Below are 15,000 nucleotides of genomic sequence, written 5' to 3'. Positions count from 1 at the left end.
ATTAAAGGAAAAACATCATGGCAAAAGGCAAATTTGAACGTACCAAGCCACACGTGAACGTTGGTACGATTGGTCACGTTGACCACGGTAAGACAACATTGACAGCGGCGATCACCACAGTGTTGACCAAGAAATTTGGTGGCGAAGCAAAAGCTTACGACCAAATTGACGCGGCACCAGAAGAAAAAGCACGTGGTATTACCATCAACACAGCACACGTTGAGTACGAGACTGCAAGCCGTCACTACGCACACGTTGACTGCCCAGGCCACGCCGACTACGTTAAAAACATGATTACCGGTGCTGCCCAGATGGACGGCGCGATCCTAGTATGTTCCGCTGCTGACGGCCCTATGCCACAAACACGTGAGCACATCCTGTTGGCCCGCCAGGTTGGTGTACCATACATCGTTGTATTCCTGAACAAAGCCGACATGGTTGACGACGCTGAGTTGTTGGAACTGGTTGAAATGGAAGTGCGTGACTTGCTGAGCAAGTATGACTTCCCAGGTGATGACACCCCAATCATCAAAGGTTCTGCTAAATTGGCCCTTGAAGGCGACCAATCAGAAATCGGCGAACCAGCGATCTTCGCATTGGCTGACGCATTGGACAGCTACATCCCAACGCCAGAGCGTGCCATCGACGGTACCTTCCTGATGCCAGTAGAAGACGTATTCTCTATCTCTGGTCGTGGTACTGTAGTTACCGGCCGTGTTGAGCGTGGTATCGTTAAAGTCGGCGACGAAATCGAAATCGTTGGCCTGAAGCCAACTTTGAAAACCACCTGTACTGGTGTTGAAATGTTCCGTAAACTGCTGGACCAAGGTCAAGCAGGTGACAACGTAGGCGTACTGCTGCGCGGTACCAAGCGTGAAGAAGTTGAGCGTGGTCAAGTGCTGGCTAAATCCGGTTCTATCAAACCACACACCAAGTTCACCGCTGAGATCTACGTGTTGGGTAAAGATGAAGGTGGTCGTCATACACCATTCTTCAACGGCTACCGTCCACAGTTCTACTTCCGTACCACTGACGTGACTGGTGCAGTTGAATTGCCAGCAGGTACCGAAATGGTGATGCCAGGTGATAACGTATCTATCACTGTGACATTGATCGCGCCTATCGCGATGGAAGATGGTCTGCGCTTCGCGATTCGTGAAGGTGGTCGTACCGTTGGTGCTGGCGTCGTTGCCAAAATCATCGAGTAATTCTTTTTATGAGCGGCAGGCGTATCCTGCCGCTTTTTGCTCTTTTTAAGGAAAAAACATGGCAGCTCAAAAAATTCGTATCCGTCTGAAAGCATTTGACTATCGTTTGATCGACCAATCTGCTTTGGAAATTGTGGATACTGCGAAACGTACTGGTGCAGTTGTAAAAGGTCCAGTGCCATTGCCAACACGTATCGAACGCTTTGACATTCTGCGTTCACCACACGTGAACAAAACCTCCCGTGACCAGTTTGAAATCCGTACCCATCAGCGTTTGATGGATATCGTTGATCCTACAGACAAGACTGTAGATGCATTGATGAAATTGGATTTGCCAGCTGGCGTAGATGTAGAAATCAAGCTTTAATTTTTAAAGTTGTCATTAGAAATAACCTTTTCGAAAGAAAAGGTTATTGTCAAATCAAGAATAGTTCGGTATAATCCGCGCTCTTCGGTGGACGGTCAATTGTAATCGTTCACTTTAACTATTATAAGGAACTGATCATGAGCTTAGGGCTTATTGGTCGCAAGGTGGGCATGACCCGCATTTTTACAGAAGAAGGCGCAAGCGTTCCTGTGACAGTGCTGGAAGTGATTCCTAACCGCGTGACACAAGTAAAGACAGTCGCAACTGATGGTTATACTGGCCTTCAGGTTGCTTATGGTGAGCGTCGTGCTAGCCGTATCAACAAAGCGTTGACTGGTCATTATGCCAAGGCTGGCGTTGCTGCCGGTGCTGGTATTAAAGAATTCAATGTGGCTGAAGATGTATTGGCTAACTTCCAAGTGGGCGGCAATGTCACTGTAGACATTTTCTCCGTTGGTCAGTTGGTTGATGTGACGGGTACGTCCATCGGTAAAGGTTTTGCCGGTGCGATCAAGCGTCACAACTTCTCCTCTAACCGTGCATCTCACGGTAACTCACGTTCACATAACGTACCAGGTTCTATCGGTATGGCGCAGGATCCAGGTCGAGTATTCCCTGGTAAGCGCATGCCTGGTCATTTGGGGGATGCTAAAGTCACAACCCAAAACCTGGAAATCGTCCGTGTAGACGTAGAGCGTAACCTGTTGTTGATTAAAGGTTCCGTGCCTGGCTCCAAAGGTGGCAATGTCGTTGTACGTCCAGCCATCAAAGCGAAAGGGGCTAAATAATGGAACTGAAACTTATTGATCAAAACGGCAAGGTTGCTAAAAAAGGCGTAGATGCCTCTGATGTGACGTTCGGTCGTGAATTTAATGAGTCATTGGTGCATGAAGTGGTTGTTGCTTATATGGCAAATGCCCGAACCGCAACCCGTGCTCAAAAAACACGTGCTACTGTAGCTCACACGACACACAAGCCATATGCACAAAAGGGCACTGGTAACGCCCGTGCCGGTATGGCATCCAGCCCGATTTGGCGTGGAGGCGGTCGTGCATTCCCAAACAGTCCTAACGAAAACTATAGCCACAAGGTGAACCGTAAGGCTTACCGTGCTGGTATGCAGACGATTTTGTCTGAACTGGTGCGTCAGGACCGTTTGAAGGTGGTAGACAGTTTCACTGTTGATACGCCAAAAACTAAACAATTCGTACAGAAAATCAATGCTCTGGGCATCGATGGCGGTGTTTTGCTGTTGACTGATGGTTTTGATGAGAATTTGTACTTGTCTTCCCGTAACCTGCCAAACGTATTGGTGGTTGAAGCGCAATATGCTGATCCAGTAAGTCTGGTGCGTTTCCCTAACGTTTTGGTCACAGCCGGTGCTGTGAAGAAACTTGAGGAGATCTTGGCATGATTACCGCAGCTACAAAAACACAAGATCGTTTGTTGCAAGTGATTTTGGCTCCACAAATTACTGAAAAAGCAACATTCATTGCTGACAAGCATCAGCAAATTGCTTTTAAAGTGCGTACTGATGCGACCAAGCCAGAAATTAAGGCGGCTGTTGAATTGGTGTTCAAGGTCGAAGTGGCTTCTGTGTCTGTGATTAATGTCGCAGGTAAAGTGAAGCGCGCTGGTCGTCGCATGGGTAAGCGTAGTGACTGGAAAAAAGCTTATGTGAGCTTGAAGCCAGGTCAAGAAATTAACTTCGCAGCTGGCGAATAAGGAGAGAAGACATGGCATTAGTTAAAGTCAAACCAACTTCCCCCGGTCGTCGCGGTGTATTGAAAGTCATTACACCAGATTTGCATAAAGGCAAGCCTTACGCGCCGCTGTTGGAAAGTCAAAGCAAGAACGCAGGTCGTAACAATAATGGCCGTATTACCACTCGTCATCAAGGTGGTGGTCATAAGCAGCATTACCGTATTGTCGACTTCCGCCGTAACAAAGATGGTATTCCTGCAACTGTTGAGCGTATCGAATACGATCCAAACCGTACAGCAAACATTGCTTTGTTGTGCTACGCGGATGGTGAGCGTCGTTACATCATTGCGCCACGTGGCATCGCTGCCGGTGCGCAACTGTTGAGCGGCTCTGAAGCGCCTATCCGTGCTGGTAATGCTTTGCCGCTGCGCAATATTCCAGTTGGTAGCACCATTCACTGCATCGAGATTCAGCCAGGTAAAGGTGCCCAAATCGCCCGTTCAGCTGGTACTTCTGTACAGCTGTTGGCACGTGAAGGTTCTTATGCTCAGTTACGTTTGCGCTCTGGTGAAGTTCGCCGTGTGCACGTGGATTGCAAGGCAACCCTGGGTGAAGTGGGTAACGAAGAGCATTCATTGCGTTCTATCGGTAAAGCTGGTGCGATGCGCTGGCGCGGTATCCGTCCAACCGTACGTGGTGTGGTGATGAACCCGGTTGATCACCCGCACGGTGGTGGTGAAGGCCGTACTGCTGCCGGTATGAACCCTGTGTCACCATGGGGTCAGAAAACTAAGGGTTATCGTACTCGTAAGAACAAGCGTACCGATAACATGCGCGTAAGTCGTCGTCCGAGAAATGTAAGGTAATCGCTATGGCACGTTCTATTAAAAAAGGTCCATTTGTGGATGCACATTTGGCGAAGAAAGTCGAAACCGCTGTTGCGGGTCGCGATCGCAAACCAATCAAAACTTGGTCACGTCGCTCGACAGTTTTGCCAAATTTCATTGGTTTAACCATCGCAGTGCACAACGGCAGACAGCATGTGCCTGTGTTGATTTCTGAAAACATGGTTGGTCACAAGCTCGGTGAATTTGCGTTGACACGCACATTCAAGGGTCACGCGGCTGATAAAAAAGCGAAGAAGTAAGGGGCTGATAATGCAAGTGACTGCAGTTTTAAAAGGCGTACACCTTTCTCCGCAAAAAGCGCGTTTGGTGGCTGACCTTGTGCGTGGCAAAAAAGTTGATCAAGCGCTGAATATCCTGGCATTCACGCCCAAGCGTGGTGCTGAGATCATCAAAAAAGTGGTTGAGTCAGCCATTGCTAACGCTGAACATAACAATGGTGCTGATATCGATACGTTGAAGGTGACTTCAATTTATGTCGATAAAGGCTTGGTGATGAAGCGTATCCGTGCACGTGCAAAAGGTCGCGCTGGTCGTATTACGAAGCCAACCTGTCATATTCATGTGACAGTCGGTGACTCAAAGGAATAATATGGGACAGAAAATTCATCCAATTGGGTTCCGTTTGAGCGTTCAGAAAAACTGGGCCTCACGTTGGTACTCTAACAGCCAGAACTTCCCTGCGATGTTGCAAGGCGACATCAAAGTGCGTGAGTTCTTGAACAAGAAACTGGCAAGCGCTGCTGTAAGCAAAATTATTATCGAGCGTCCGGCTAAAAACGCAAAAATTACAATTCACAGTGCCCGTCCAGGTGTTGTGATTGGTAAAAAAGGTGAAGACATCGAGTCTTTACGTTCTACTCTGCAAGGGTTGATGGGCGTGCCTGTTCACCTGAACATTGAAGAAGTGCGTAAGCCAGAGTTAGATGCAACATTGATCGCACAGTCGATTGCTCAGCAATTGGAAAAGCGTGTGATGTTCCGTCGTGCCATGAAACGCGCCATGCAAAATGCAATGCGTTTGGGTGCACAAGGCATCAAGATTATGAGTTCCGGTCGTTTGAACGGTATCGAAATTGCACGTACAGAGTGGTATCGCGAAGGTCGTGTGCCTCTCCATACACTGCGTGCTGATATCGACTATGGTGTGGCAGAAGCTTCTACCACCTACGGTATTATCGGGATTAAAGTTTGGGTATTCAAAGGCGAGATTTTTGGTGACAACGCTGCTGCTAATGCTGCGGTTGCCGATGCTGAGCCAGAGAAAAAAGTAAGAAAGCCGAGGGCTAAAGATGCTGCAACCAGCTAGACAGAAATACCGCAAGATGCAAAAGGGTCGTAATAAAGGCATTGCGACTACTGGTAACAAGGTAAGCTTTGGTGAATTTGGTTTAAAAGCGATTGGTCGTGGTCGTTTGACCGCACGCCAGATTGAAGCTGCCCGTCGTGTGATGACTCGTCACATTAAACGTGGTGGTCGCGTTTGGATCCGTGTGTTTCCTGACCAACCAATCTCTAAGAAACCAGCTGAAGTGCGTATGGGTAATGGTAAAGGTAGTGTTGATTACTACATCGCTCAAATTCAGCCAGGCAAAATGTTGTACGAGATGGATGGCGTGAGCGAAGAGTTGGCTCGCGAAGCTTTCAAATTGGCTGCTGCTAAGTTGCCAATTGAAACTACATTCATGACCCGTCAAATTGGCAGTTAAGGAGTAGTTAAATGAAAGCTTCAGAATTCAGAGCAAAATCGGCAGATGAGCTCAATAACGAGTTGGTAGAGTTGCGTCGTGCGCAGTTTTCATTGCGTATGCAATTGGCGACTCAACAATTGAACAAAGTGGATCAGCTGGCTAAAGTGCGCAAAGATGTTGCTCGCGTCAAGACCGTGCTGGCTGAGAAGGCGAAACAGGCATGATGACTGAAAAAGCGAAAGTTGTACGCAGTTTGACTGGCCGCGTCGTAAGCAACAAGATGGATAAAACCGTGACTGTGCTTGTCGAGCGTAAAGTGAAACACCCTTTGATTGGTAAAGTGGTTGTGAAATCGAACAAGTTCCATGCACATGATGAAAACAATGCATGTAACGAAGGCGATGTTGTGACGATCACAGAAACCCGCCCATACTCCAAGACCAAAACTTGGATCGTAAGCAAAATCGAAGCTAAATAAGGCTTCAAATATATAAAACCGGAAAAACGCTTGTCATAAGCGTTTTTTTGGTTGTATAATGTTGGACTTTTCGGTGCCCGCCTTAGTTGGCATGTAGCTGGCACCCCAATACTGACCGTGGTCTATTGGCCTTAACGTGTTTTTTGGGCGCAAGTTCAAAAAGCGGGCGGCTGGTAGTGGTTATAACGGATTAAGTTGGAGATTATTTCTCATGATTCAAATGCAATCTCGGCTGGAAGTGGCCGATAACACTGGTGCGCGTTCCGTTCAGTGTATCAAAGTTTTGGGTGGTTCCAAGCGTCGTTACGCCAGCATTGGCGACATCATCAAGGTCAGCGTGAAAGATGCTGCGCCGCGTGGTCGCGTCAAGAAAGGTGAAATCTACAACGCTGTGGTTGTGCGCACTGCTAAAGGTGTTCGCCGTCCAGATGGTTCGTTAGTTAAATTTGATGCCAATGCTGCAGTGTTGTTGAACAACAAGCTGGAGCCGATTGGTACACGTATTTTTGGCCCTGTGACACGTGAATTGCGTAGTGAGCGCTTCATGAAGATTGTTTCACTGGCGCCTGAAGTGTTGTAAGGCTTGGAGACAATCAAATGAGCAAAATTCGCAAAGGTGACCAGGTCATTTTGAATACAGGTAAAGATGCAGGCAAAACAGGTACTGTTTTGAGCGTCTTGCCAAGCGGCCATGTAGTGGTTGAAGGTTTGAATGTAGTGAAAAAACACACTCGTCCTAACCCCATGCGTGGTATCACTGGTGGCATCATCAGCAAGGAAATGCCGGTTGACGGCTCCAATGTGGCGATTTACAACGCTGCAACACAAAAAGCTGATCGTGTTGGTTTTAAGGTACTGGAAGATGGTCGCAAGATTCGTGTATTCAAATCTAGCGGCGAGTCTATCGACGCATAGGAATAAATATGGCACGTTTAAAACAGTATTATAACGATACAGTAGTGGCCAAATTGACAGAACAATTTGGTTATACCTCTCCAATGCAGGTGCCTCGTATCGAAAAAATTACCCTGAACATGGGTGTGGGCGAAGCCGTTGCTGACAAGAAAGTCATGGAAAATGCGGTGTCTGATATGCAGAAAATTGCCGGTCAGAAACCTATTGTGACCAAGGCTAAAAAGTCTGTGGCTGCATTTAAAATCCGTGATGACTATCCTGTTGGTTGTAAAGTAACTCTGCGTCGTGAGCGCATGTATGAGTTTCTGGATCGCCTGATCACTGTGGCTATTCCACGTATCCGTGACTTCCGTGGTATTTCCGGCAAATCATTTGATGGCCGTGGTAACTACAACATGGGTGTAAAAGAGCAGATCATTTTCCCGGAAATCGAGTACGACAAGATCGATGCGCTGCGCGGGATGAATATCACAATTACCACAACAGCAAAAACAGACGAAGAAGCGAAAGCTCTTTTGGCTGCGTTTAGTTTCCCTTTCAGAGGTTAAGTCATGGCAAAAGTATGTATGACAGAGCGCGAGCAAAAGCGTCGCGAAACCGTTAAAAAATTTGCAGCTAAACGAGCTGAATTGGTTGCTACTGTGAATGACCAGTCTGCCAGTGTTGAAGATCGCATGGCTGCACGTTTGAAATTGCAAAGTTTGCCACGTAATTCCAGTCCTGTTCGCACACGTAATCGTTGTGCTTTGACTGGTCGTCCACGTGGTGTGTTTAGTAAATTTGGTATCGCACGTAACGAGTTGCGTAAATTGATGATGGCTGGTCACGTACCAGGTGTCACCAAGGCCAGCTGGTAACGGAGGAATAGAACATGAGTATGAGTGATCCGATTGCCGATATGTTGACCCGTATTCGTAACGCGCAACGTACGAATAAAACAACCGTTTCAATGCCTGCTTCCAAGTTGAAGGGTGCAATTGCAAATGTGTTGAAAGATGAAGGTTATATCGACGATTTCAACGTTCAAAACAATGACGGTAAGCCAGTTTTGAACATTAGCCTGAAATATTACGCAGGTCGTCCAGTGATTGAGAAGATCGAGCGCGTATCCAAGCCAGGTTTGCGTGTTTATAAAGGTAGCGAAAATCTGCCTAAAGTAATGAACGGTTTGGGTGTGACGATTGTTTCAACATCCAAAGGCGTGATGACCGATCGTAAAGCACAAGCTGCCGGTATTGGTGGCGAAGTTCTGTGCATCGTGGCCTAAGGAGAATCAATATGTCACGTGTTGCTAAAAATCCGATTGCAATTCCTGCGAAAGTAGAAGTTGTAATCTCAGCCTCAGAAGTCGCGGTGAGCGGCCCTTTGGGTAAGTTGACTCAAGCGTTGTCTGCTGATATTTCAGTGGTTCGCGATGGTGAGCAGTTGTTGGTTCAAACGAATGGTGAAACACAGCATGCAAGAGCGATGTCAGGTACAACCCGCGCATTGCTGGCCAATATGGTGCAAGGTGTTTCTGCCGGGTTTACCCGTAAGCTGTCACTGATCGGTGTGGGTTACAAAGCCAATGCTCAGGGTTCTACCTTGAACCTGGAGTTGGGCTATTCCCACCCAATCAACCATAAAATGCCTGAAGGCGTGACTGTACAGACACCTACTCCTACTGAAGTAGTGTTGACAGGCGCCAACAAGCAAGTGGTTGGTCAAGTGGCTGCTCAAATTCGTGCTTATCGTGCACCAGAGCCTTATAAAGGTAAAGGTGTTCGTTATGCGGACGAAGTGGTGGTCATCAAAGAGACCAAGAAAAAATAAGTAAGACACTTGTAGGTTACAGCTCCTAATTAGAAGCTCGCCTGAACAGTGATTCAACATTAAAGGTAAATTCAATGAAAAACGTAAATAACCGCTTGCGCAGAGCACGTAAAACCCGTGCCAAAATCGCCGAGTTGAAAGTGACACGTTTGAGTGTACATCGCACCAACACCAATATCTACGCACAGATTATTGCTGAAACTGGCGATCGCGTGTTGGCGAGTGCATCCACCGTTGAGGCTGAAGTGCGTCAACAACTGAAAAATGGCGGCAACATCGAAGCTGCAACCCTGATTGGTAAGCGTATTGCTGAAAAAGCAGCAAAAGCAGGTATTACCACTGTTGCATTTGATCGTTCAGGCTACAAGTATCACGGTCGTATCAAGGCTTTGGCTGACGCTGCCCGTGAATCTGGTCTCAAATTCTAAGGGTGAGATAAAGAATGGCTAAAGATATTGAACAACAGCAGCAAACTGACGGTTTGCGCGAAAAGATGATTACCGTTAACCGTGTAAGTAAAACGGTTAAAGGTGGTCGTATCATGAGCTTCGCTGCGCTGACCGTGGTTGGTGATGGTGATGGCGCCGTTGGTATGGGTAAAGGTAAAGCACGTGAAGTGCCTGTGGCTGTACAAAAAGCCATGGACGAAGCCCGTCGCAGTATGGTTAAAGTGAACCTGAACAATGGCACATTACACCATGCAGTGACCGGTGTTCACGGTGCCGCTAAAGTGCTGATTCAGCCAGCTTCTGAAGGTACCGGTATTATTGCTGGTGGCGCAATGCGTGCGATCTTCGAAGTAATGGGTGTGACTAACGTCGTTGCAAAGAGTATTGGTTCAACCAATCCTTACAACCTGGTTCGCGCGACCTTGAATGGTCTGGCATCCATGAATACACCGGCTGAAATCGCCGCTAAACGTGGTAAGACCGTAGAAGAAATCAGAGGTTAATCATGGCTAAAGCAAAAAAAGAAAGCGCTACTTTGAAAGTGACGCTGGTAAGAAGTTTGATTGGTCGTATTGAAGCACACAAAGCTACTGTTCGTGGCTTGGGTTTGCGTCGTATGCACCACACTGTAGAAGTGCAGGACACTCCTGAAATTCGCGGCATGATCAACGCTGTGAGTTATCTTTTGAAGGTTGAATAATCATGCAATTAAACACGATTAAGCCTGCTGCAGGCGCAAAAAAAGCACCTCGTCGTTTAGGTCGTGGGATTGGTTCTGGCTTGGGTAAAACTGGTGGCCGTGGTCACAAAGGTCAAAAATCCCGTGCTGGCGGTTTCCATAAAGTAGGTTTTGAAGGCGGTCAAATGCCTTTGCAACGTCGCTTGCCTAAACGTGGTTTTAACTCCCTGACTCATGCAGACACCGCACGTATTCGTACTAGCGAGTTGGCTTTGGTTGATGCTGAGGTGGTTGATATCTTGGCATTGAAAGCAGCGAAATTGGTTCCAGCTGCTGTGAAGGCAGTGAAAGTCTATCTGTCTGGTGAAGTTTCAGCCAAGGTTCAAGTGCAAGGGTTGTTGTTGACCAAAGGTGCTAAGGCAGCCATTGAAGCAGCTGGCGGCAAAGTGCTGGAAGTATAAACGTAGTCAAAAGAGAGTATCAGCTTGGCACAGGATAATATCTTAAGTTCCGTTGGCAAACTTGGCGAATTAAAAAGCCGTTTGTGGTTCTTGTTGGGTGCATTGGTGGTTTACCGCCTCGGAGCACATATTCCAGTGCCAGGCATTGATCCTACAGTGTTGAAGCAGTTGTTCGACACGCAGAAAGATGGCATTTTGGGCATGTTTAACATGTTCTCTGGTGGGGCGCTGTCGCGTTTTACCGTATTTGCCCTGGGGATCATGCCCTACATTTCTGCGTCGATTATTATGCAGTTGCTCACGGTGGTTTCACCACAGTTGGAGCAGCTGAAAAAAGAAGGTGAAGCTGGTAGACGCCAGATCACGAAGTACACGCGTTACGGCACGGTATTGTTAGCGACTTTCCAGGCGCTGGGTATTGCGATCGCACTTGAAGGTCAGGCTGGTCTGGTATTGGATCCTGGCTTTGCTTTCCGCATCACTGCAGTTACCACACTGGTGGCCGGGACGATGTTCCTGATGTGGTTGGGTGAGCAGATTACCGAGCGTGGCATTGGTAATGGTATTTCTATCATTATTTTTGCCGGGATTGTAGCGGGCTTGCCGCATGCAATTGGTAGCACCTTGGATTTGGCTAAAACAGGCGCATTCTCTATTCCATTAGTGATGTTCCTGTTTGTGGCAGTGATTTTAGTGACAGCTCTGGTGGTTTTTGTTGAGCGCGGTCAACGCAAAATCACAGTGAATTACGCAAAGCGTCAGGTTGGTAACCGCATTTACGGCGGTCAATCGACGCATTTGCCTTTGAAGCTAAATATGTCTGGTGTGATTCCACCGATTTTTGCTTCAAGTATTATTTTATTCCCGGCTACTTTAGCTGGTTGGTTTGGTAGCAGTGAGCACATGTATTGGCTCAAGGACGTCAGTGCAAAACTGTCGCCTGGTCAGCCCTTATACATCTTGTTGTTTGCTGCAGCGATTTTGTTTTTTGCTTTTTTCTACACGGCATTGGTGTTCAATCCCAAGGAAACTGCAGATAACCTGAAGAAGAGTGGCGCATTTGTGCCAGGTATTCGCCCAGGTGAGCAAACCGCAAAATATATTGACCGCATCATGGGTCGTTTGACATTGATTGGTGCGCTGTACATTACGCTGGTTTGTTTATTGCCAGAGTTTTTAGTGTTGAAATTTAATACCCCGTTCTATTTTGGTGGAACTTCATTGTTGATTATCGTTGTTGTGACGATGGACTTTATGACGCAGGTGCAATCTCATCTGATGTCGCAACAGTATGAAGGCTTGCTGAAAAAGGCAAACTTTAAGGGGACGGGTAAGTAGAAGATGGCAAAAGAGGATCGCATTGAGATGCAGGGGGAGATTGTTGAAAATCTCCCGAATGCAACTTTTAAAGTGAAACTGGAAAATGGTCATACAGTACTTGGTTACATTTCAGGCAAAATGCGTATGCATTACATCCGTATTCTGCCAGGTGACAAAGTCACGGTTGAGATGACCCCTTATGATTTAACCCGTGCGCGAATTACATTCCGCGCAAAGTAAGTGAATTAATTAAAGGAAAGTAAGATGAGAGTTCGCGCATCAGTTAAAACATTATGCCGTAACTGTAAAGTCGTAAGACGTCGCGGTGTTGTTCGCATTATTTGTACTGACCCACGTCATAAACAACGTCAAGGTTAATGGTAAACAATTGCTTGTGAGAGCATAGTGAAGCTGATATAATATGCGGCTTTTCTTTTCTACGCACAAGTTTGATCGTGAAAAACGATTGATTATTGGAGTTTAAGTATGGCTCGTATTGCCGGGGTAAATATCCCAAACCACAAACATGCAGAAATTGCGTTGACCTCTATTTATGGTATTGGTCGCGATACTGCGCAGAAGATCTGTGCTGCAGCTGGTGTTTTAACTACTGTAAAGGTTAAAGACTTGAGCGATGCAGAAGTAGAGAAGCTGCGTGACGAAGTGGCTAAATACACTGTAGAAGGTGATTTGCGTCGTGAAGTGACCATGAATATCAAACGTTTGATGGACTTGGGTTGCTACCGCGGTATTCGCCATCGTCGTGGTTTGCCAGTGCGCGGTCAGCGTACCAAAACCAATGCGCGTACACGCAAAGGTCCGGTTAAAGCGATCAAACAAGCTAAATAATCTTTATTGAACAAAAGTAAATATTAAGGACAGTACAACATGGCAAAAGCTAATGTACGCGTTAGAAAAAAAGTTAAAAAGAATATTGCCGAGGGTATTGCCCACGTGCACGCTTCTTTTAACAACACGATTATCACGATTACCGATCGTCAAGGCAATGCATTGTCATGGGCTACTTCCGGTGGTCAAGGTTTTAAAGGTTCACGTAAGAGTACTCCTTTTGCTGCTCAGGTAGCTTCTGAGGTGGCTGGTAAAGCCGCTCAGGAGTCTGGTGTGAAGAATCTGGAAGTGCGTATTAAAGGGCCAGGTCCAGGTCGTGAATCTGCTGTGCGTGCGTTGAATGCTGCTGGTTTCAAAATCACTAGCATTACGGATGTGACCCCGGTACCTCATAACGGTTGCCGTCCACCGAAAAAACGCAGAATTTAATTCATTTCGCTGTCACAGATTAGCGAATCGATTACTGGAGAACTATTTTGGCTAGAAATTTAGACCCTAAATGCCGTCAATGCCGTCGTGAAGGTGAAAAGCTGTTTCTGAAAGCAGAAAAATGCTTTACAGACAAATGCGCGATCGAAAAGCGCAACTTCGCACCAGGTCAGCATGGTCAACGCCGTAACTCACGTTTGTCAGACTATGGTGTCCAACTGCGTGAGAAACAAAAAGTACGTCGTATCTACGGCGTATTGGAAGGTCAATTCCGTACTTACTACGCTGAAGCTGACCGTCAAAAAGGCATTACTGGTGAGAGCCTGTTGCAGTTGCTGGAGTCCCGTTTGGACAACGTTGCATACCGCATGGGTTTGGCAGGTTCTCGCTCTGAAGCACGTCAAGTGGTCCGTCATAACGCTATTTTGGTTAACGGCAAGCGCGTAAACGTTCCTTCCTATCAAGTGAAGGCTGGTGACGTGATTTCTGTGGCTGATAAAGCAAAAACACAATTGCGTATTAAAGCAGCTGTTGAAGCAGCTGAACAGCGTGGTTTCCCTGAGTGGTTGGAAGTCGACGTCAAAGCATTGTCTGGTAAGTTTAAGGCTAAACCTCAGCGTGATGAGTTGCCTGCTACCATCAATGAATCATTGATCGTTGAATTGTATTCTAAGTAATCGCTTAGTCTAGGCTAAGGTTTATTTTTTAATACCCAATTACTTCAAGGAATTGTATGCAAAATAACCCTACAGATTATTTGAAGCCACGTGTTGTTGACGTTGAAGTGATAACGCCACTCCGCGCACGTGTGACTTTGGAGCCAATGGAACGTGGCTTTGGCTATACCTTGGGTAATGCGTTAAGAAGAGTCTTGCTCTCTTCCATTCCGGGTTTTGCCATTACTGAAGTAAAAATCGATGGTGTCGTACATGAGTACTCCACGATCGAAGGTGTGCAAGAAGATGTTGTTGATATCTTGCTTAACCTCAAAGGTGTTGCTTTAAAACTGCACAACAAAACTGAAACCATTCTGGTTTTGAGCAAAAGCGGTGAAGGGATTGTGACAGCTGGTGATTTTGAAGTGGGTCATGATGCTGAGATTGTGAACCCAAATCATATCCTTGCTAACATCACTAAAGGCGGTAAGTTGAATCTGGAAGTGAAAGTTGAAATGGGTCGTGGTTATCAACCTGTTCCAGCGCGTCAAAAAGCCAACGATGAAGACCGTGTGTTGGGCTTCATGATGGTGGATGCGTCTTTCAGCCCGATCAACAAAGTCAGCTATCATGTTGAAAGTGCCCGTGTTGAGCAGCGTACTGACCTCGACAAGCTGATTATGGATGTGGAAACCAACGGTATCATCGAGCCTGAGCAGGCGATTCGTGATGCTGCACGTATCCTGATTGGTCAGTTGTCAGTATTTGCGAACCTGGAAGGTGCTTCTGCTGACGTTGAAGTGAAAGCAGCTCCACAGGTAGATCCTATCCTGTTGCGTCCAGTAGATGATCTGGAATTGACAGTACGTTCTGCCAACTGCCTCAAAGCAGAAAACATTTTCTACATTGGTGATCTGATTCAGCGTACTGAAAACGAATTGCTGAAGGCGCCTAACCTGGGTAGAAAATCATTGAATGAAATTAAAGATGTGTTGGCCTCCAAAGGCTTAACACTGGGAATGAAGCTGGAAAACTGGCCACCTGTTGGCTTGGAAAAAGCTTAATTTCTAATAAGAT

Annotated in this window: 29 protein-coding genes; all 29 read left to right on the top strand. The window is 46.7% G+C overall.

The genetic code is table 11. The features are described 5' to 3' along the window. Window positions 1-17: 17 nt before the first annotated feature. The 29 genes from tuf (at window position 18) to rpoA (ending at window position 14,987) form a co-directional block, all read left to right on the top strand. Window positions 18-1,208, top strand: coding sequence for an elongation factor Tu (tuf, locus tag AACH41_RS12295; RefSeq protein ID WP_194748734.1), 1,191 nt, complete (start codon window positions 18-20; stop codon window positions 1,206-1,208). A 58-nt stretch (window positions 1,209-1,266) separates the two neighbouring features. After that, window positions 1,267-1,575 carry a 30S ribosomal protein S10 gene (gene rpsJ / locus AACH41_RS12290; RefSeq protein WP_018986280.1) on the top strand — a complete coding sequence of 103 codons (309 nt, stop codon included), beginning with the start codon at window positions 1,267-1,269 and terminating at the stop codon, window positions 1,573-1,575. 137 nt (window positions 1,576-1,712) lie between these two features. Further along, window positions 1,713-2,363: a 50S ribosomal protein L3 gene (rplC, locus tag AACH41_RS12285; protein WP_049637763.1), complete on the top strand. Its 651-nt coding sequence runs from the start codon at window positions 1,713-1,715 to the stop codon at window positions 2,361-2,363. Next, window positions 2,363-2,989, top strand: coding sequence for a 50S ribosomal protein L4 (gene rplD, locus AACH41_RS12280; RefSeq protein WP_194748733.1), 627 nt, complete (start codon window positions 2,363-2,365; stop codon window positions 2,987-2,989). Before rplC ends, rplD begins: the two co-directional genes overlap by 1 nt. After that, window positions 2,986-3,300 (top strand): 50S ribosomal protein L23, encoded by a 315-nt coding sequence (gene rplW / locus AACH41_RS12275; protein ID WP_018986277.1) that lies wholly within the window; start codon window positions 2,986-2,988, stop codon window positions 3,298-3,300. The genes rplD and rplW overlap by 4 nt, the downstream gene beginning before the upstream one ends. Before the next feature lie 11 nt (window positions 3,301-3,311). Beyond that, window positions 3,312-4,145 (top strand): 50S ribosomal protein L2, encoded by an 834-nt coding sequence (rplB, locus tag AACH41_RS12270; protein WP_194748732.1) that lies wholly within the window; start codon window positions 3,312-3,314, stop codon window positions 4,143-4,145. A 5-nt stretch (window positions 4,146-4,150) separates the two neighbouring features. Then, on the top strand, window positions 4,151-4,426 hold the full coding sequence (gene rpsS, locus AACH41_RS12265; protein WP_018986275.1) for a 30S ribosomal protein S19: 276 nt from the start codon (window positions 4,151-4,153) through the stop codon (window positions 4,424-4,426). Window positions 4,427-4,436: 10 nt separating this feature from the next. Continuing rightward, window positions 4,437-4,775 carry a 50S ribosomal protein L22 gene (rplV, locus tag AACH41_RS12260; RefSeq protein ID WP_194748731.1) on the top strand — a complete coding sequence of 113 codons (339 nt, stop codon included), beginning with the start codon at window positions 4,437-4,439 and terminating at the stop codon, window positions 4,773-4,775. 1 nt (window position 4,776) lies between these two features. Next, window positions 4,777-5,493 carry a 30S ribosomal protein S3 gene (gene rpsC / locus AACH41_RS12255; RefSeq protein ID WP_194748730.1) on the top strand — a complete coding sequence of 239 codons (717 nt, stop codon included), beginning with the start codon at window positions 4,777-4,779 and terminating at the stop codon, window positions 5,491-5,493. Further along, window positions 5,477-5,893, top strand: coding sequence for a 50S ribosomal protein L16 (gene rplP / locus AACH41_RS12250; protein ID WP_055827127.1), 417 nt, complete (start codon window positions 5,477-5,479; stop codon window positions 5,891-5,893). Before rpsC ends, rplP begins: the two co-directional genes overlap by 17 nt. 11 nt (window positions 5,894-5,904) lie before the next feature. Beyond that, complete coding sequence (gene rpmC, locus AACH41_RS12245) at window positions 5,905-6,099, top strand: 50S ribosomal protein L29 (RefSeq protein ID WP_194748729.1); 195 nt, start codon at window positions 5,905-5,907, stop codon at window positions 6,097-6,099. Continuing rightward, window positions 6,096-6,353 carry a 30S ribosomal protein S17 gene (gene rpsQ / locus AACH41_RS12240; protein ID WP_275356359.1) on the top strand — a complete coding sequence of 86 codons (258 nt, stop codon included), beginning with the start codon at window positions 6,096-6,098 and terminating at the stop codon, window positions 6,351-6,353. The genes rpmC and rpsQ overlap by 4 nt, the downstream gene beginning before the upstream one ends. Window positions 6,354-6,564: 211 nt before the next feature. Next, on the top strand, window positions 6,565-6,933 hold the full coding sequence (gene rplN, locus AACH41_RS12235) for a 50S ribosomal protein L14 (protein WP_018986269.1): 369 nt from the start codon (window positions 6,565-6,567) through the stop codon (window positions 6,931-6,933). A 17-nt stretch (window positions 6,934-6,950) separates the two neighbouring features. Beyond that, the gene (rplX, locus tag AACH41_RS12230) at window positions 6,951-7,268 is read left to right on the top strand and encodes a 50S ribosomal protein L24 (protein WP_194748728.1); all 318 of its coding nucleotides are present in this window, start codon (window positions 6,951-6,953) and stop codon (window positions 7,266-7,268) included. 8 nt (window positions 7,269-7,276) lie between these two features. Further along, entirely contained in the window at window positions 7,277-7,816 is a 540-nt protein-coding gene (rplE, locus tag AACH41_RS12225) for a 50S ribosomal protein L5 (RefSeq protein ID WP_194748727.1), read from the top strand. Window positions 7,817-7,819: 3 nt separating this feature from the next. Further along, window positions 7,820-8,125 carry a 30S ribosomal protein S14 gene (gene rpsN / locus AACH41_RS12220; protein WP_194748726.1) on the top strand — a complete coding sequence of 102 codons (306 nt, stop codon included), beginning with the start codon at window positions 7,820-7,822 and terminating at the stop codon, window positions 8,123-8,125. 14 nt (window positions 8,126-8,139) lie between these two features. Continuing rightward, window positions 8,140-8,535 carry a 30S ribosomal protein S8 gene (gene rpsH, locus AACH41_RS12215; protein WP_194748725.1) on the top strand — a complete coding sequence of 132 codons (396 nt, stop codon included), beginning with the start codon at window positions 8,140-8,142 and terminating at the stop codon, window positions 8,533-8,535. A gap of 11 nt (window positions 8,536-8,546) precedes the next feature. Further along, window positions 8,547-9,080 (top strand): 50S ribosomal protein L6, encoded by a 534-nt coding sequence (rplF, locus tag AACH41_RS12210; RefSeq protein ID WP_338655403.1) that lies wholly within the window; start codon window positions 8,547-8,549, stop codon window positions 9,078-9,080. Window positions 9,081-9,154: 74 nt separating this feature from the next. Further along, on the top strand, window positions 9,155-9,508 hold the full coding sequence (rplR, locus tag AACH41_RS12205; RefSeq protein ID WP_194748723.1) for a 50S ribosomal protein L18: 354 nt from the start codon (window positions 9,155-9,157) through the stop codon (window positions 9,506-9,508). A gap of 14 nt (window positions 9,509-9,522) precedes the next feature. Next, window positions 9,523-10,032 carry a 30S ribosomal protein S5 gene (rpsE, locus tag AACH41_RS12200; RefSeq protein WP_018986262.1) on the top strand — a complete coding sequence of 170 codons (510 nt, stop codon included), beginning with the start codon at window positions 9,523-9,525 and terminating at the stop codon, window positions 10,030-10,032. Window positions 10,033-10,034: 2 nt separating this feature from the next. Continuing rightward, the gene (gene rpmD, locus AACH41_RS12195) at window positions 10,035-10,229 is read left to right on the top strand and encodes a 50S ribosomal protein L30 (RefSeq protein WP_019881237.1); all 195 of its coding nucleotides are present in this window, start codon (window positions 10,035-10,037) and stop codon (window positions 10,227-10,229) included. Window positions 10,230-10,231: 2 nt separating this feature from the next. Beyond that, entirely contained in the window at window positions 10,232-10,669 is a 438-nt protein-coding gene (rplO, locus tag AACH41_RS12190; protein WP_275356358.1) for a 50S ribosomal protein L15, read from the top strand. A 24-nt stretch (window positions 10,670-10,693) separates the two neighbouring features. Then, window positions 10,694-12,007, top strand: a complete 1,314-nt coding sequence (gene secY / locus AACH41_RS12185) for a preprotein translocase subunit SecY (protein ID WP_018986259.1) — start codon at window positions 10,694-10,696, stop codon at window positions 12,005-12,007. Window positions 12,008-12,010: 3 nt separating this feature from the next. After that, complete coding sequence (gene infA, locus AACH41_RS12180) at window positions 12,011-12,229, top strand: translation initiation factor IF-1 (RefSeq protein WP_194748721.1); 219 nt, start codon at window positions 12,011-12,013, stop codon at window positions 12,227-12,229. A gap of 24 nt (window positions 12,230-12,253) precedes the next feature. After that, on the top strand, window positions 12,254-12,367 hold the full coding sequence (gene rpmJ / locus AACH41_RS12175; RefSeq protein ID WP_081620790.1) for a 50S ribosomal protein L36: 114 nt from the start codon (window positions 12,254-12,256) through the stop codon (window positions 12,365-12,367). 108 nt (window positions 12,368-12,475) lie between these two features. Further along, the gene (gene rpsM, locus AACH41_RS12170; RefSeq protein WP_194748720.1) at window positions 12,476-12,838 is read left to right on the top strand and encodes a 30S ribosomal protein S13; all 363 of its coding nucleotides are present in this window, start codon (window positions 12,476-12,478) and stop codon (window positions 12,836-12,838) included. Between the two features lie 39 nt (window positions 12,839-12,877). Then, the gene (rpsK, locus tag AACH41_RS12165) at window positions 12,878-13,267 is read left to right on the top strand and encodes a 30S ribosomal protein S11 (protein ID WP_018986256.1); all 390 of its coding nucleotides are present in this window, start codon (window positions 12,878-12,880) and stop codon (window positions 13,265-13,267) included. Between the two features lie 47 nt (window positions 13,268-13,314). Then, complete coding sequence (gene rpsD, locus AACH41_RS12160) at window positions 13,315-13,944, top strand: 30S ribosomal protein S4 (protein WP_194748719.1); 630 nt, start codon at window positions 13,315-13,317, stop codon at window positions 13,942-13,944. A 56-nt stretch (window positions 13,945-14,000) separates the two neighbouring features. Further along, a complete protein-coding gene (gene rpoA / locus AACH41_RS12155; protein WP_194748718.1) occupies window positions 14,001-14,987 on the top strand; it encodes a DNA-directed RNA polymerase subunit alpha in 987 nt (328 codons plus the stop codon). The last annotated feature ends 13 nt before the right edge of the window (window positions 14,988-15,000 follow it).

Source organism: Methylophilus sp. DW102 (assembly GCF_037076555.1).
GTDB classification, from domain to species: Bacteria; Pseudomonadota; Gammaproteobacteria; order Burkholderiales; family Methylophilaceae; genus Methylophilus; species Methylophilus glucosoxydans.
Note: the sequence above shows the minus strand (reverse complement) of the source record. Positions and strands in the feature narration are given on the sequence as shown.

Coding starts and splice junctions, on each gene's coding strand:
- rpsJ (WP_018986280.1), top strand. CDS start 1,267: ATGGCAGCTCAAAAAATTCGTATCCGTCTGAAAGCATTTGACTATCGT.
- rpsE (WP_018986262.1), top strand. CDS start 9,523: ATGGCTAAAGATATTGAACAACAGCAGCAAACTGACGGTTTGCGCGAA.
- rplV (WP_194748731.1), top strand. CDS start 4,437: ATGCAAGTGACTGCAGTTTTAAAAGGCGTACACCTTTCTCCGCAAAAA.
- rplB (WP_194748732.1), top strand. CDS start 3,312: ATGGCATTAGTTAAAGTCAAACCAACTTCCCCCGGTCGTCGCGGTGTA.
- rplW (WP_018986277.1), top strand. CDS start 2,986: ATGATTACCGCAGCTACAAAAACACAAGATCGTTTGTTGCAAGTGATT.
- rplE (WP_194748727.1), top strand. CDS start 7,277: ATGGCACGTTTAAAACAGTATTATAACGATACAGTAGTGGCCAAATTG.
- rpmJ (WP_081620790.1), top strand. CDS start 12,254: ATGAGAGTTCGCGCATCAGTTAAAACATTATGCCGTAACTGTAAAGTC.
- infA (WP_194748721.1), top strand. CDS start 12,011: ATGGCAAAAGAGGATCGCATTGAGATGCAGGGGGAGATTGTTGAAAAT.
- rpmC (WP_194748729.1), top strand. CDS start 5,905: ATGAAAGCTTCAGAATTCAGAGCAAAATCGGCAGATGAGCTCAATAAC.
- rplO (WP_275356358.1), top strand. CDS start 10,232: ATGCAATTAAACACGATTAAGCCTGCTGCAGGCGCAAAAAAAGCACCT.
- rpsS (WP_018986275.1), top strand. CDS start 4,151: ATGGCACGTTCTATTAAAAAAGGTCCATTTGTGGATGCACATTTGGCG.
- tuf (WP_194748734.1), top strand. CDS start 18: ATGGCAAAAGGCAAATTTGAACGTACCAAGCCACACGTGAACGTTGGT.
- rpsH (WP_194748725.1), top strand. CDS start 8,140: ATGAGTATGAGTGATCCGATTGCCGATATGTTGACCCGTATTCGTAAC.
- rpsC (WP_194748730.1), top strand. CDS start 4,777: ATGGGACAGAAAATTCATCCAATTGGGTTCCGTTTGAGCGTTCAGAAA.
- rplF (WP_338655403.1), top strand. CDS start 8,547: ATGTCACGTGTTGCTAAAAATCCGATTGCAATTCCTGCGAAAGTAGAA.
- rpsQ (WP_275356359.1), top strand. CDS start 6,096: ATGATGACTGAAAAAGCGAAAGTTGTACGCAGTTTGACTGGCCGCGTC.
- rpsM (WP_194748720.1), top strand. CDS start 12,476: ATGGCTCGTATTGCCGGGGTAAATATCCCAAACCACAAACATGCAGAA.
- rplN (WP_018986269.1), top strand. CDS start 6,565: ATGATTCAAATGCAATCTCGGCTGGAAGTGGCCGATAACACTGGTGCG.
- rplD (WP_194748733.1), top strand. CDS start 2,363: ATGGAACTGAAACTTATTGATCAAAACGGCAAGGTTGCTAAAAAAGGC.
- rpsK (WP_018986256.1), top strand. CDS start 12,878: ATGGCAAAAGCTAATGTACGCGTTAGAAAAAAAGTTAAAAAGAATATT.
- rpoA (WP_194748718.1), top strand. CDS start 14,001: ATGCAAAATAACCCTACAGATTATTTGAAGCCACGTGTTGTTGACGTT.
- rplX (WP_194748728.1), top strand. CDS start 6,951: ATGAGCAAAATTCGCAAAGGTGACCAGGTCATTTTGAATACAGGTAAA.
- rplP (WP_055827127.1), top strand. CDS start 5,477: ATGCTGCAACCAGCTAGACAGAAATACCGCAAGATGCAAAAGGGTCGT.
- rplR (WP_194748723.1), top strand. CDS start 9,155: ATGAAAAACGTAAATAACCGCTTGCGCAGAGCACGTAAAACCCGTGCC.
- rpsN (WP_194748726.1), top strand. CDS start 7,820: ATGGCAAAAGTATGTATGACAGAGCGCGAGCAAAAGCGTCGCGAAACC.
- rpmD (WP_019881237.1), top strand. CDS start 10,035: ATGGCTAAAGCAAAAAAAGAAAGCGCTACTTTGAAAGTGACGCTGGTA.
- rplC (WP_049637763.1), top strand. CDS start 1,713: ATGAGCTTAGGGCTTATTGGTCGCAAGGTGGGCATGACCCGCATTTTT.